The sequence below is a fragment of the Enterococcus sp. DIV1089c genome (assembly GCF_050530965.1).
Classification (GTDB): Bacteria; Bacillota; Bacilli; order Lactobacillales; family Enterococcaceae; genus Enterococcus_B; species Enterococcus_B hirae.
On sequence record NZ_CP172888.1, the window covers coordinates 2,556,822 to 2,571,518 of the forward strand.

Annotated in this window: 11 protein-coding genes and 1 riboswitch; of the genes, 1 reads left to right on the top strand and 10 read right to left on the bottom strand. The window is 38.2% G+C overall.

Going from position 1 to position 14,697, the window contains the following annotated elements; all coding sequences use genetic code 11:
• Positions 1-36 precede the first annotated feature (36 nt).
• Positions 37-138: riboswitch (TPP riboswitch) on the bottom strand.
• A gap of 17 nt (positions 139-155) precedes the next feature.
• The 8 genes from IGL30_RS12095 to mprF form a co-directional block, all read right to left on the bottom strand.
• Positions 156-1,124, bottom strand: a complete 969-nt coding sequence (locus IGL30_RS12095; RefSeq protein WP_010737274.1) for a ribose-phosphate diphosphokinase — start codon at positions 1,122-1,124, stop codon at positions 156-158.
• A 93-nt stretch (positions 1,125-1,217) separates the two neighbouring features.
• Complete coding sequence (gene glmU / locus IGL30_RS12100; RefSeq protein WP_088745195.1) at positions 1,218-2,591, bottom strand: bifunctional UDP-N-acetylglucosamine diphosphorylase/glucosamine-1-phosphate N-acetyltransferase GlmU; 1,374 nt, start codon at positions 2,589-2,591, stop codon at positions 1,218-1,220.
• 376 nt (positions 2,592-2,967) lie between these two features.
• Positions 2,968-3,786 carry a pur operon repressor gene (gene purR, locus IGL30_RS12105; RefSeq protein ID WP_010720611.1) on the bottom strand — a complete coding sequence of 273 codons (819 nt, stop codon included), beginning with the start codon at positions 3,784-3,786 and terminating at the stop codon, positions 2,968-2,970.
• 165 nt (positions 3,787-3,951) lie between these two features.
• Positions 3,952-4,776 (bottom strand): metal ABC transporter permease, encoded by an 825-nt coding sequence (locus IGL30_RS12110; RefSeq protein ID WP_010720612.1) that lies wholly within the window; start codon positions 4,774-4,776, stop codon positions 3,952-3,954.
• Positions 4,749-5,429, bottom strand: coding sequence for a metal ABC transporter ATP-binding protein (locus IGL30_RS12115; RefSeq protein WP_010737272.1), 681 nt, complete (start codon positions 5,427-5,429; stop codon positions 4,749-4,751). The genes IGL30_RS12110 and IGL30_RS12115 overlap by 28 nt, the downstream gene beginning before the upstream one ends.
• Positions 5,430-5,446: 17 nt before the next feature.
• Entirely contained in the window at positions 5,447-6,397 is a 951-nt protein-coding gene (locus IGL30_RS12120; RefSeq protein ID WP_010720614.1) for a metal ABC transporter substrate-binding protein, read from the bottom strand.
• A gap of 324 nt (positions 6,398-6,721) precedes the next feature.
• Positions 6,722-7,570, bottom strand: coding sequence for a 4-(cytidine 5'-diphospho)-2-C-methyl-D-erythritol kinase (ispE, locus tag IGL30_RS12125; RefSeq protein WP_014834412.1), 849 nt, complete (start codon positions 7,568-7,570; stop codon positions 6,722-6,724).
• A 241-nt stretch (positions 7,571-7,811) separates the two neighbouring features.
• Positions 7,812-10,325, bottom strand: coding sequence for a bifunctional lysylphosphatidylglycerol flippase/synthetase MprF (gene mprF / locus IGL30_RS12130; RefSeq protein WP_275692992.1), 2,514 nt, complete (start codon positions 10,323-10,325; stop codon positions 7,812-7,814).
• A gap of 234 nt (positions 10,326-10,559) precedes the next feature.
• Here mprF and proC point away from each other — a divergent pair, with 234 nt between their 5' ends.
• Complete coding sequence (gene proC / locus IGL30_RS12135; protein WP_088745196.1) at positions 10,560-11,366, top strand: pyrroline-5-carboxylate reductase; 807 nt, start codon at positions 10,560-10,562, stop codon at positions 11,364-11,366.
• A gap of 160 nt (positions 11,367-11,526) precedes the next feature.
• Here proC and rny read toward each other — a convergent pair whose 3' ends face one another.
• Both rny and recA read right to left on the bottom strand, forming a co-directional pair.
• Positions 11,527-13,083, bottom strand: coding sequence for a ribonuclease Y (gene rny, locus IGL30_RS12140; protein WP_010720620.1), 1,557 nt, complete (start codon positions 13,081-13,083; stop codon positions 11,527-11,529).
• Between the two features lie 569 nt (positions 13,084-13,652).
• Entirely contained in the window at positions 13,653-14,693 is a 1,041-nt protein-coding gene (recA, locus tag IGL30_RS12145; RefSeq protein WP_010720621.1) for a recombinase RecA, read from the bottom strand.
• Positions 14,694-14,697 lie beyond the last annotated feature (4 nt).

The window sequence follows — 14,697 nt, forward strand, 5'->3', positions numbered from 1 at the left end:
CAACATACTTCTACAACTAACGTTACATGACTAACGTCAATTGATCGTCACAATTCCTACGCTCGCATAACCGATACAGGTACGAAGGGTTTAGAAAAACTTCAATCTCAGCCTCATAAGGCTCCCCTTTGTGATACTATTCAATTTTTTAATTCTTATTTTTTTGTTTCAAACAATGGACTAACAGGTTTGTTTTCGTGGATACGTTTAATTGCATCACCCATCAAACCACCGACACTTACTTCATCGATTTTTTCGATCTTACGGTCATCTGGCAGATAGATCGAATCTGTTACAACTAAGCGTTCAATCGCAGAATCTTCAATACGCTGTAAAGCTGGTCCAGATAATACTGGATGTGTACATGATGCATAGACACTTACTGCGCCTGCTTCTTTTAGTGCATTAGCCGCTAAGGTAATCGTCCCTGCTGTATCGATCATATCATCAATCAATACACAAGTTTTTCCTTCTACTTGCCCAATAATATTCATTACTTCTGCTACGTTTGCTTTTGGACGGCGTTTATCAATGATCGCAATTGGTGCTTTTAAAAATTCAGCCAATTTACGCGCACGAGTTACACCACCATGGTCAGGTGATACAACTACTACATCGTCCCCTTTAATCCCTTTTTCTAAGAAATAATTTGCAATCAATGGTGCACCCATCAAGTGATCAACAGGAATATCAAAGAATCCTTGGATTTGGACAGCATGCAAATCAAGCGTCAACATTCTAGTTGCTCCAGCTTTTTGAATCATGTTCGCCACAAGTTTTGCAGTGATTGGTTCTCTGGCACGAGCTTTACGATCTTGACGTGCATATCCATAGTAAGGCATTACTACGTTAATCGTTTTTGCACTGGCACGTTTCAAGGCATCAATCATGATCAGCAATTCCATTAAATTATCATTTACAGGACTACTCGTTGACTGAATAACATAAACATGTGATCCGCGAATACTTTCTTCAATATTCACTTGGATTTCTCCATCACTAAATTGAGTAACCGATGATTTACCCAATTCGACACCGACAGCTGCAGCAATTTTTTCTGCTAACGGGCGATTTGAATTTAACGCAAAAATTTTTAATCTTGGGTCAAAGTAATGTTTTGACATGGGGACCTCCACTTTCTTTTTCACAACTCTAGAATTCTACCTATTAAATACTAGTCATATTTTCTGAATAAATCAAGGGGTTTTACAAAAGTCTTAGTTTAAATAAGGGAGTTTTTTAGCATACTCTTCTTTATTGACCTGTCTTGCACGGGCAATTGCCATAGCATATTCAGGGATATCCTCTGTGATTGTTGACCCTGCAGCTACTGATGTATTTTTAGCAATTTCCACTGGGGCAATGATATTTGCATTAGAACCGATAAAACTATGATCACCAATTGTCGTGCGGTGCTTGTTTTTCCCATCGTAATTCACAAAGACCACGCCACAACCAACATTGATTTCTTCGCCTAATGTGGCATCACCGACATAAGTCAAATGACCAACTTTGGTATTTTTACCAATTTCAGCATTTTTGACTTCCACAAAATTACCAATATGGACACCTTCACCAATTTCTGCTTTTGGTCGTAAATGAGCAAATGGTCCCACGTCCGCATGACTTTTCACAAGACTTTTTTCGATCACAGAATGTTCAACTACCACATGATCTTCAATCACACTATCTACGATTCGAGAATGGGCACCGATCACGCAATCTGATCCAATGACGGTTTTACCTTGAAGTTGGACGCCTGCTTCGATCACTGTATCAGAACCAATCTCTACCCCGGCATCAATATAAGTCGTTGCTGGATCAACAAAACTTACACCATTGACCATATGCATTTTGTTGATTCTTTGGCGCATCAATTCATTAGCTTTAGCTAATGCAATACGATCATTGACTCCCATTGATTCGTCAAAGTCTTCTGTCTGATAAGCTGCTACTGTTTTTCCAGCATCTTTGAGGATTTCAATGATATCGGTCAAGTAGTACTCCCCTTGTGCATTGTCTGTTCCTACTTTGTTCAATGCTTCAAACAGAGCTTGATTGTCAAAACAATAAGTTCCTGTATTGATTTCTTGGATCAATGCTTCTTCTGGTGTAGTATCTTTTTGCTCAACGATTTTTTCAACGATCCCAATATGGTCACGAATGATACGACCATATCCAGTTGGATCTTCGGCTTGTGCGGTTAGAATCGTGGCACTCGCATTTTTTCCTTGGTGATACTCAAATAAATTGTTCAATGTTTCAGTGGTTAAAAGCGGTGTGTCGCCACTGATCACCAGTGTCGTGCCTTCTTTCCCTTGTAAAAAAGATGCGGCTTGTAATACTGCATGACCTGTACCAAGTTGTTCTGCTTGCAGAGCGTATTCACTACGTTCACCCAACTGTGCCTTTACTTGCTCAGCGCCATGCCCGACGATCGTGATGATTTGATCTGGGTTGGTTTCACTTACTCGATTGATAATATGTTCCACCATCGGCTGTCCTGAAACTGGATGTAAAACTTTATATAATTTTGACTTCATGCGAGTTCCTTTTCCCGCTGCCAAAATGATTGCATAACGTACGTCCAACTGCGTCACTCCTAATTGTATTTGATGGTTTTAAGTTTAGCCCACTCTACTCAATTTTTCAACCAAGCAGACTATATTTGTAACTAGACCATTTTTATCTTGGGGGTTAAAAAATCACTTAGTCACTCAACAATAGTGAGAGAAAAATAGGGTTTTATGAAAAAGGAGAACGAATTTCTCTCATCTGACAGATAACAGCTGGATATCTGATTTGTTGTTGCTTGTTGCTGTAGTGTTTCTATCGAAAATAAGCCAAAGAATTCCCAAAATAGGTGAAACTATTTTCGGATTCTCCGGCTTATTTCTCAGAGCTGGACACTTCTGTCACAATCTCTTCCAGCTATTATTGATCGGCAAATAAATAAATTTTCAATCTCTAATCTTTGAAATAATTTCCTGGTACAACTGTAATGTTTTTGGTCTTCGTGTCGACATCTTTCACGTATAGTAATGAAGTATAATCGTCAATTGCACGATGACCATTAAATTTGGATTCTGCAAAAACGGTGATTCCTACAAGTTCAGATTCAAACTCTTCGATCAAGCTCTTCATTCCATTGACTGTGCCGCCGCCTTTCATAAAATCATCAACGACTAGGACACGAGAACCACGTTTAAGACTTCTTTTTGACAATTCCATCTTTTCGATTCGTTCAGAAGAACCAGAAACATAATTCACACTAACTGTCGATCCTTCTGTGATCTTTGAATCACGGCGTACGATAACAAACGGTGCATTTAAATAATAGGACACAGCTTGCGCGATCGGTACGCCTTTCGTAGCAACTGTCATCACTGCATCGATTTTTTCACCTAAATACTTAGAAGCAATGATTTTTCCAACTTGGCGCAATAATTCGGGCTCACCTAGTAAATCGGATAGATAAACATAACCTCCAGGCAACAAACGATCTTGTTCAGACAATCGTTCAGCTAACGACTCAATGTATTTTTTGGCTTCTTCGTAAGAAATCTCTGGTATAAATAAAACCCCACCAGCGGCACCTGGAATTGTTTCTAGGGTACCATACCCTCGTTCCTTAAATGTTTTTTTGATAATTGCCAAGTCTTCACTGATCGAAGATTTAGCAGATTCATAACGTTCGGCAAAACTTGTCAATGAAATTAATTCGTGAGGATGATCTAATAAATACTGAGTCATATCAACAAGACGTTCACTGCGACGTACTTTCACATATTTCAGCTCCTTTTAAGAAATTATATCGTTTTACATTATATAAGTTTTCATTTAAAAATTCGAGCATTTTGTAAGAAAATAAGTTAAATAGTTCGGTATTTATCTAAATATAAGAAAAAGCAATGAAAATTTTTCGTTTTCATCGCTTTTCTTTTTGATTTTTTATTTATTTTTTCGCTTAATGGAAACAAGCACCCGCTTGAACAAATTGACCACAAGAAACAACACGATAAAGACTAGTGTGATCGTCGCACCCGGTGGCGTATCTAGATAAAAGGAACTTGTTAGACCCGATAACATGCCGATAAAGCCAACACCGATACTAATGGCAATCACCACATTGAAACTTTTGCCTAAGCGCATACCGATCGCTGCAGGCAGGACCATAATTGCTGAAATCAATAATGCCCCGGCAATTGGGATCATGACAGCAATCGCAACACCCGTGATCACGTTGAACAGCATTGACATACGGTGAACAGGCAGACCATCAACATGGGCGGTATCTTCATCAAAAGTCAGCACGTACATTGGTCGCTTGAACAAAAAGAATAAGAAACCAATAATAACAAATAATACACCTAAAAAGATAACTTGATCCCAAGTAATCGTCACAATCGAGCCAAAGAGGTACGATTGGATACTTGTGGCTGAGTTTCCACCACTAAGATTCATCAAAACTAATGCCAGCGCCAGTCCGCCAGCCATTAAGATCGCAATTGAAATTTCTGAGTAAGTACGATAAATCGTACGTAAATATTCTAAAATCACCGCAGCTAATATTACTACGAACATCGTAGTCAACGTTGGATTGATATTCAAAAAGAAACCCAATGCCACCCCTGCCAGTGAAACGTGTGACAGTGTATCTGCCATCAATGATTGTCTTCGGATCACTAAAAAGACACCTAACATTGGAGCAATCCCCGCAATAAAAATGGCTGCTAAAAAAGCTCGTCTCATGAATTCATATGAAAGCAACGCCATGGAGAATCCTCCTTTCTTACCAAACGAATTTGTCGATCTGCATATTGCTTGATATCCTCATGATCATGAGTAATCATCAAAATTGCCTTGCCATGTTCATGGGCACTATGACGCAATAATCGATAAAATTCATTACGAGATTCTTCATCCATCCCCGTTGTCGGTTCATCCAATATAAATAAATCTGGGTCAGTCGCAAAAATACGGGCTAAGCTAATCCGTTGTTTCTGTCCACCGGATAATTCTCCGATCCGTCGATGACGCATCTCCCACATTCCAACAGATTCTAAAGCTCGTTTAACATGCTGATGATCTTTTTCAGAAAGTCGTTTGAACCAACGTCCTCTCGGATAGCGACCGGAACGAACCAATTCTAAGACTGTACTTGGAAAGCCAGCATTAAAAGATGCCACTTGTTGGGGAATGTAACCAATACTTAATTTTTGTCCTTCTTGATTTTTTGGGGCGATTTTCACTGTTCCCTTAGAAGGTTTTAACAAGCCTAAGGAAGCTTTGATCAATGTTGATTTTGCTGCACCGTTTTCTCCTGTTAGAATAACGAACTCTCCTGCATCAACGTGATAAGACACATCTTCTAATACAGGTTCTTCATCATAATAAAAAGTCAAATCGGATATTTCGATATAATGCACGCGAAATGCCTCCGTTCTTAATTAATACTTTCTTTTAACGCTTTTAAGTTCTCTTCCATTACCGAAATATAATTTTCGCCGGCTTTGATTTGTTCACTTGTCAAACTCTCTAATGGATTCAATACTTCTAATTTAACACCCGTTTCTTTCGACAATGTTTCCGCCACTTTGGATGATGCATTTTCTTCAAAGTAAATCACTTTGATCTTATTTTTGTTCACAAAATCTTTTAGTTCAGCTAAGCGGCTTGGTGTGGGTTCTTGATCAGGCGTTACCCCTGCAATCGCTTGTTGGTGTAAATCATACTGATTCGCTAAATACGCAAATGCGGCATGTTGCGTCACAAACGTGCGGTTTTTGGCATCTTTGAGTGCATCCGTATATTTTTGGTTCAGGTTTTCTAATTTTTTGATATAAGCATCCGCATTTTTATCAAAAGTTGCCTTTTTATCAGGATACTTTTTCCCAAGCTCTGAAGCAATTGTTTTGACCTCTTTGATTGCTAACACAGGATCTAACCAAATATGTGGATCATACTCATGCGAATGACTTTCAGAAGAAGCTTCTTCATGTTCATGATCATGGTCATGGTCTTCTTCTGCTGATTTCAGACGATCAATTCCTTTAGCTGCTTCAATCATCAATGTTTTATTCGTATCGACAGAATCTTTCAATGAGTCAACAAAAAATTCCATATCTGGACTATTATAAACAAACACATCCGCATCAGCGATTTCTGCTTGTTGTTTTGCACTAGGTTCAAAATCATGTGGTTCAGTCCCAGACGGGATCAACAACTTGACGTTTCCTTCATTTCCAACTACTTCTTTCGTAAATTCATACATCGGATAAAAGGTCGTAACAATCGTTAACTCATTTTTCTTTGAATCCTTTTGGTTCGTACCACCACAAGCCGCTAATAAAAACATCCCTACAGCTAGTGTTAAACCAATCATATATTTTTTCATAAGACTCTCCTTTCGAACAAATCGTAAAATTACGATTTACCAACGGAACTTAATGTATCAGAATAAAAAAATAGAGTCAATAGAAATCCTTCAATTTCTGATTTATACGAATAAATTCAATGTAAACCGTAAAATGAATGATAGTTTGTTCATGTTACTGAGAGCAAAAAAAGCTTTCTAGTCCATTTTTTCCAACTTCTAAATAGAATAAATAACGTTTAGAGTAGCTAAACTGCAACCAACTCAAAAAAATCTCAAAACAGCTTCTTCTGTTTTGAGATTTTTTATTCTTCATCTCTTAGCAACAACTAGTTCTGGCCTATTTTACAACGTGCGTACTAAATATACTTCATCACAGAAACCTTTCAGCCCGTTATAGACTCTTTGTGCTCTTGAATAATGTTGACATAAGGCAAAGACTGTCGGTCCGCTTCCGCTCATCAAAGCGGCATCTGCCCCATACTTTAACATGCGTTCTTTGATTTGATGGATAATTGGATGACGTTTGCCGGTAACATCTTCTAAACTATTTCCCATGTATTGAATCATCGTATGGTAATCTTGTTGCTGGATTGCCTCCACTAGTCTAGGAATGTTCTGATGCTGGATTTTTTGCGCATCTACTTCTTTGAAGACGGTCCTAGTCGAAACACTCATTTTAGGTTTCACCAAGATTACCCAACACTGAGGCATTGAAGGGAGAACTTGGACCACTTCTCCTTTGCCGCCAACAAACGCAGTATTACCATAAACACAATAAGGCACATCCGTACCAACTTCCAAACCAATCTCAGCTAATTCTTCCAGAGAACAACCGAGATTCCATAGTTGATTGATCCCTCTCAGTGCAGCTGCACAATCTGTGCTGCCCCCACCCAGTCCAGCTGCAACTGGAATATTTTTTTTCACAAATATTTTTACGCCTTTTTTGATATGATACTTATTCTTAAGCAATGTTGCTGCTTGATAAACGTTATTTCGTTGATCTACTGGCAAAAATGCCTTATTCGTTTCTACGATGATTCGATCCTCAGGTATCTCTTCAAAGAATAAGTGATCTGCTAAATCTACACTCGACATTACCATTTCCAGCTCGTGATACTCATCGGGACGCTTGTACAAGACATCTAATCCCAAATTGATCTTAGCTGGTGCTTTTTCTATCAGTTCCATCCTCTCACCCATTCAAAAAGTCTAAGTCGCAAGTATTCTATCACAGAGAAAAATAAAAGTATAGCTCATACGAGTGACGTGTTTACGATCTTAGCGGTTTTCTCAGACCTTTTCTGTCTACAGATAAAACAAACCATCCTTCGACCACATTCATTTTCTCTAGCTACCGTCAATCGCTTTTTCACGTTTTAAACTATGGGTAGCTAAAACACGTCACCAGTTATTCCTCTATTTACGCAATTTACAATTCCGTTAATACTTCTTCTGCAAAACTGATACTTTTTTCTTTTCCCTTCCCAATTAGTATAAACAACTGTAATGTGGCAAATGTAAAACTGCTTCCCTTCATGTAAGCAAAATAGCGACCTTCCCAACGAGTGACATAGCGCAGTTTTTCTTCATAGGTCGATTGAAAGGAGTAAAAGAAACTACCATAATTATAAACAATATGCATGATGCGCTCTTGAAAGAATGCAAAGTCTGTTTCCCCTACATTTGCTAACGGAGCTAAACCAAGATTTGTCTCAAGATAACCCTTTTCTTGGTAGACAACAAATAGATTGACTAATAAATAATCGGATAGTTCAGCAGGTTCATCTGGCAATACACGTAATAGATCATAGCCTGCTTGGCTTTCAGATATTGGTTGCTCTGTAATAAATCCGACCACTTTTTGTTCTTTGCGTACCACTCCAACACCGCTGGCTAACAGATAAGATTCGTCAAAACGCCCAACAGAAAAATGCTTTTCTCTCGCACCATGTAACCACTGATCCGAAACCTCACTCACCGCAGCTAATAATTCCTCAGGTAATTGTTCGTACCAAGTGAAATGATAGCCTTCATTAGTTAGACGCTGGTACTCTAGCTGTTGATTGACCCAAGGCATTTCTTCTGTAGTCAAATCTGCCATTCCCACCTCGCCGACTTTTGTAAAATGAAAACCTAATTCATGCAACATTACCACATATTTTTCTGAGATCTTGTAAAAAGCAATTTGATACCCTAAGCAATCAGCTTTTTGCATAAATTCTGTAATAGCAGGACGAATCATTTTAGGATTGCCAATCGGGTCTCCCAAAACAAAGCATTTATTTCCTTTGATCTGGTAACCAAAGACGACTTGATCCTCTCCATTTTGTTGATAGTAATAATATTTATATCCTGGTAAACGAAGATAATGACTAGCAGATGTCCCCTGATAGACGGTCAACATCTGTTTGAATCTTTCGATTTGTAAATCTAACCCTAACTCATTCGTTTCAGAAGCAAGGTACTGATACAATGCTACTAATGCCAACAGCGAGATCCCTAGACCAATCAAGCCTGAAAACCAAACTTCATCGGATGGGAACAGGAGAAAGCGATCAGCTGTCAATCGATTTACCCAAAAACGTCCACTATGATACCCTGCAATTGCATAGACGATAAATAGAAACCCAAACAAACATAGATCAAAAAGAATGGCACCCCATGAATAAACAAATTTCTTACGGTAAAATTCTTTCCGAGCTAGCCAGACAGCCAGAAGAATCAAGATATACACTAAAATCAATTGCCAAGATAATGTTCGAGTAACTGTGTTAATGATTCCAAATGCTAATAAAGCAATAGTTGGTAAAAAAGCCTTCTTCACTTTCATTGCTAACGCTCTTCCCAACCCAAGCAATAAGAATCCAATCAATAGATTCAACGTTTGGTCTAAAAAATTAAACGAGAAAGGTAATAAAATCTGAAACAATCGACTGATCGCAGAAAGATTCGTAATCGTAGATAGTAACACCATCATGATCCCTGCAAAATAAACGGCTGTGACCAAAATAAAATGCGCGATTTTTTGAAAGAGCAGTCGTGGTATATTGTCTAAAAAACGATTCACTTTTACTCCAGTATGTGACAGAAATAAAAATAAGCCAACCGCAAAAGGAACCACATAATAAAACAAACGGTAATAAAGTAACCAAACCACTGCAATATCTTGTCGAACAGCTAACTGACTCATACCTAAGATCATCAACACATCAAATGTCCCGACACCCCCAGGAACCATTGTCAACATACCGATTAACGTAGCGATAATAAACATTGGATAAATCGAAAATAAGGAAATATCTACATCCATTAAATAACCAATCGCTAAAAAAACGATCAATGCTCCAGTCCATTGCCCCACAGAAGCTAACAGTAACCCGACTAGACCCTTAGGATAGAATTCCGCAAATAATGTTCTTCTTTTTAAATAAGCAAAGAAAAAAATAGCCGGTGCTATCACACTACCGCCAAGTAACCAAATCCAATAACTTCTAAAAATACTAGTAGTTTGTAGAAAAAAAACATCAATGAACGTTAGAAATGACCATAATGATAAACCAGTCAACATAAATAATGCAACTTTAGAAACGGTAGCAAGTACCATTTTCCGATTTGTTTCTTTTCCATAAAAATTTGCTCTAAGACTAGCTCCAACAATTCCTCCAAAGCCCGCTAAGTTATTAATTGTATTCGTAATAAAAGCAGCTAAGAAAAAATCGTGACGCTTCATTTTAGGTTTCCCTTGTTTTTCCAACACGCGAATCGTCACCCAGTCATACAACAACATTGGCAAAACACCGATCAACCCCACTAAAACCATTAAACACAGCGTAACATAACTTTGTTGTCGCATAGTTTGCCAAATATCTTGCCAACTCATTCCATTTGCAATATTTACGACTTGATTGGCAACGAAAACTATAATAGATCCAAAAAAAATCATTTTTAAAATCAAGCTATGATTTTTCAACCACTGAAATGCCGTATGACTTTTATTTTTCACACTTTACCATCCTTACTTGAAAACTTTCAATTTATAAATCAATGTTAGCTTATTTACCTTATTTTTACCACTTATGCACTAGTTTCACCTGTTTATGTATCTATCCACACGCTTTATTCTTTGCTTGCCCTTCATTGAAAAGAAAGCTATGCTAAAACAAAAGGAGAGGATAACATGAAAATTGGATTCATTGGAACAGGTAATATGGCGCAAGCAATCATTAACGGCTTGATTGAACACGAAACAGTGGCTAAAGAAGATATTTTTGTCTCAAGTGGTCATTTCGAAAATGCACAACGTTTTGCAGAAGCAACTGGTGTAACCGCCTGTCAAACAAATCAAGAAGTCGCAAAACAAGTAGATGTCATTTTACTGGCAGTCAAACCTAAAATCATTGACCAAGTACTGAAGGATTTAAGAAAATATAGTCAGAAATGTCTCTTTATTTCAATTGCTTCAGGAAAATCATTACATGATCTGGAAAAAGCCCTAAATGACCCCGAAGCGAAAATCATTCGTGTCATGCCAAACGTAAACGTTAGTGTGGGTGCAGGTGTCTCTGCTATCTGTAAAAATCATCATGTCACATATGAGGAATTCAAAGAAGCAACGCAAATCTTTGAAGCGATCGGCAGTGTCTATCCACTAGCAGAAGGTGATTTCAGTACGTTTATTGGGTTAGCCGGTAGTTCACCAGCATTTATTTATATGTTGATCGATGCCATGGGTCGTGCGGGTGTCTTTAATGGCTTACCTAAAAAAATGGCAACCGAGATCGCTGCCAAAGCTATTATGGGATCTTGTCAAAAATTCCTAGCAAGTGATGAAAACCCTTGGGAGCTAGTTGACCAGGTTTCTTCCCCTGGCGGAACAACCGTTGCAGGTGTTGTGGCTTTAGAAGAAGCTGGCTTCATTCCTGCTATTATCAAAGGGATCAATACAACAATCGAAAAAGATCGAGAAATGCTGGAAAACAAATAGTACTGAACATACTGGACGTTGTTAAAAGTGTCAGCCGTTTTTTCATACTAAACATATGAAAAATACGATTGCTATGCCATGTTTTTCTATGTATCAAGGATCGCTCTAACTCAAAAAAATACTCTGGATCAGTCGTACTGATCGCAGAGTATTTTTGTTTTTATTTAGCGTAGTCTGTCGCACGCGTTTCACGAATAACGATGACTTTGATATGCCCTGGATAATCTAATTCTTCTTCAATTCGTTTACGGATATCTCGTACTAAACGAACTGCATCTAAATCAGAGATCTCTTCTGGTTTTACCATAACCCGAACTTCTCGTCCAGCTTGAACAGCAAAACTAGATTCTACTCCGGCAAAGCTATTTGAAATGTTTTCTAAGCTTCTTAAGCGACGGATATAATTTTCCAAGGATTCACTTCTAGCTCCTGGTCGTGCAGCGGATAAGGCATCTGCAGCAGCTACCAAGACAGAAATAACTGACGTTGCTTCAACATCTCCATGATGAGATGCAATCGCATTGATTACTACAGGATTTTCTTTGTATTTAGCAGCTAACTCTGCGCCGATCTCTACGTGAGAACCTTCGATTTCATGATCTAATGCTTTCCCGATATCATGAAGCAAACCAGCTCGTTTAGCTAGTTGGATATCTTCGCCTAACTCAGCGGCTAGTATACCTGATAATTTAGCAACCTCTACTGAATGTTTCAAAACATTTTGTCCATAGCTAGTTCTAAAATGAAGACGACCCATGATTTTGATCAAATCTGGATGAAGGGTATGCGCACCAACTTCAAACGCCGCTTCTTCCCCGTACTCACGGATTCGTTCATCCATTTCTTTACGCGATTTTTCGACCATTTCTTCGATTCGTGCAGGATGGATCCGTCCATCTTGGATCAGTTTTTCTAAAGTCATCCGAGCGATTTCTCTACGAATTGGATCAAAACCTGAAAGGACCACTGCTTCTGGTGTATCATCAATGATCAAGTCAATTCCAGTCAATGTTTCTAGTGTACGGATATTTCGTCCTTCTCGACCAATGATGCGTCCTTTCATTTCATCATTTGGTAAAGTTACTACGGATACAGTTGTTTCAGATACTTGGTCTGCCGCACAGCGCTGAATCGCTAACGATAAAAGATTTTTGGCTTTACGATCTGCTTCTTCTTTTGCACGTTGTTCCGATTCTTTGACCATTAACGTCAATTCATGATTCAATTCTTCTTCAGTTGATTTCATGATGACATCTTTTGCATCTTCTTTAGATAAACCAGCAATTTTTTCTAATTCTCTTTGTTGTTCTTCAATCAACTTTTCAACGTCTTTTTCTCGCTCTTCAATCAATTGCTGTTTTGAACTAAGTGCTTCTTCTTTGCTTTCAAGTGAGGTCTCACGTTTTTCCAATGAGTCATCCTTACGATTCAACGTTTGTTCACGCTGAATTAAACGATTTTCTTGAGATTTTAATTCTAACTTGCTTTCTCTCAACTCACTCTCCACTTCAGAACGATATTTCTGGTTTTCCTCCTTAGCTTCTAACAATGCTTCTTTTTTTAGAGTTTCTGCTTCTTTCTTTGCACTATCAATAATTCCAGCTGCTGATGATTGAGCACCTGCAATTTCTTTTTCATGACGTGACTTTGCAACCATAAACCCTAAACCAAGACCGACAATTAAACCGATGATAGCGAGGAGAATATTGAATACCATAAAATCCACCTCCATACTATCTTTTTCATTTTTATCATCTATATAACTTTTATGATAAAGTACTCTAAACTTGTTAATATGCTTTATGCATAGGTGTACAAAAACATGCACAAGTTTATTCTAATGTTTGTACCCCGTAGTGTCAACTTTAAATACATAAGAAACGGCTTTCTCGATTTTCATTTAAAGGTCATTTTATGAATAAAAGATAATATTAAATAATAACCAAAACATATTAAGAACAAATAATTTTGCATTAATGAAAATTAAGAACAAAAAATGACTTTTAAGTAACATGTTATCCTTTCATTTAAGTAGAATAGTCCCTTTCTGTCGATGTAGTCAATCACTGCTTAAACATCCCCCATTTTCCATTATGTTTTAGGAGAAAGTATAGTCAAATGACTACTTAAAAGACAAAAAATAAGCCGAAATTTTAAAAAATTTCGGCTTATTAGATTCAATCGACAACATATCAAAGGAAAACACTCTCTCTGAACGACGCGAGTTCTCTCGATGCTCAAACATCCTTTGAATAGTTATTCGATTATTTCTATTCTTACTTTGTCTTATTCCTCTAAAGGAAGTTCTGCTTGCGTTTCTTCGGGTATTTCTACATCTTCACCGATCCCATAAGCCGCTCGGACTAAAGCAGAAACTTCTGCCATCATTTCGGGATGAGTGGACATGTAATTTTTTGCATTCTCACGACCTTGTCCAATACGATCTTCTTTGTAAGAATACCAAGCACCACTTTTATCAACGATATCTTTTTCAACCGCCATATCAAGCAATTCTCCTTCTTGAGAAATTCCTTGCCCATACATCACATCGACTTCAGCAATTTTGAATGGTGGCGCTACTTTATTTTTAACTACTTTGATCTTCGTACGGTTACCAACAATGTCTGTTCCTTGTTTCAATTGTTCCGCACGGCGCACTTCTAAACGAATCGTTGCATAGAATTTTAATGCACGTCCACCAGGTGTGATTTCAGGATTACCGAACATCACTCCAACTTTTTCACGAATTTGGTTAATGAAAATAGCGATCGTTTTGGTTTTATTGATCGACCCAGATAGTTTACGTAGTGCTTGTGACATTAATCGAGCTTGTAACCCTACGTGAGAGTCACCCATTTCTCCATCAATTTCAGCACGCGGAACTAAAGCGGCAACCGAATCGACTACTACGATATCTACTGCACCACTTGATACAAGCGCATCAGCGATTTCTAGTCCTTGTTCTCCAGTATCTGGTTGTGAAAGAAGTAATTCGTCAATGTTTACCCCTAATTTTTGAGCATATTGTGGGTCTAAAGCGTGCTCAGCATCGATAAAAGCGGCTGTTCCGCCATTTTTTTGTACTTCAGCGATTGCATGTAAGGCAACGGTTGTCTTACCTGAACTTTCAGGACCATATACTTCAATGATACGTCCTCGTGGGTAACCACCAACACCTAAAGCAACATCTAATGCAAGAGAACCACTTGGGATAGTCGAAACTTGTTGGTCGATTTTTTCGCCAAGTTTCATGATCGAGCCTTTCCCATAGTTCTTTTCAATTTTTTTCAACGCAGCATCTAAGGCTGCTTTACGATCATCTGCCAATACG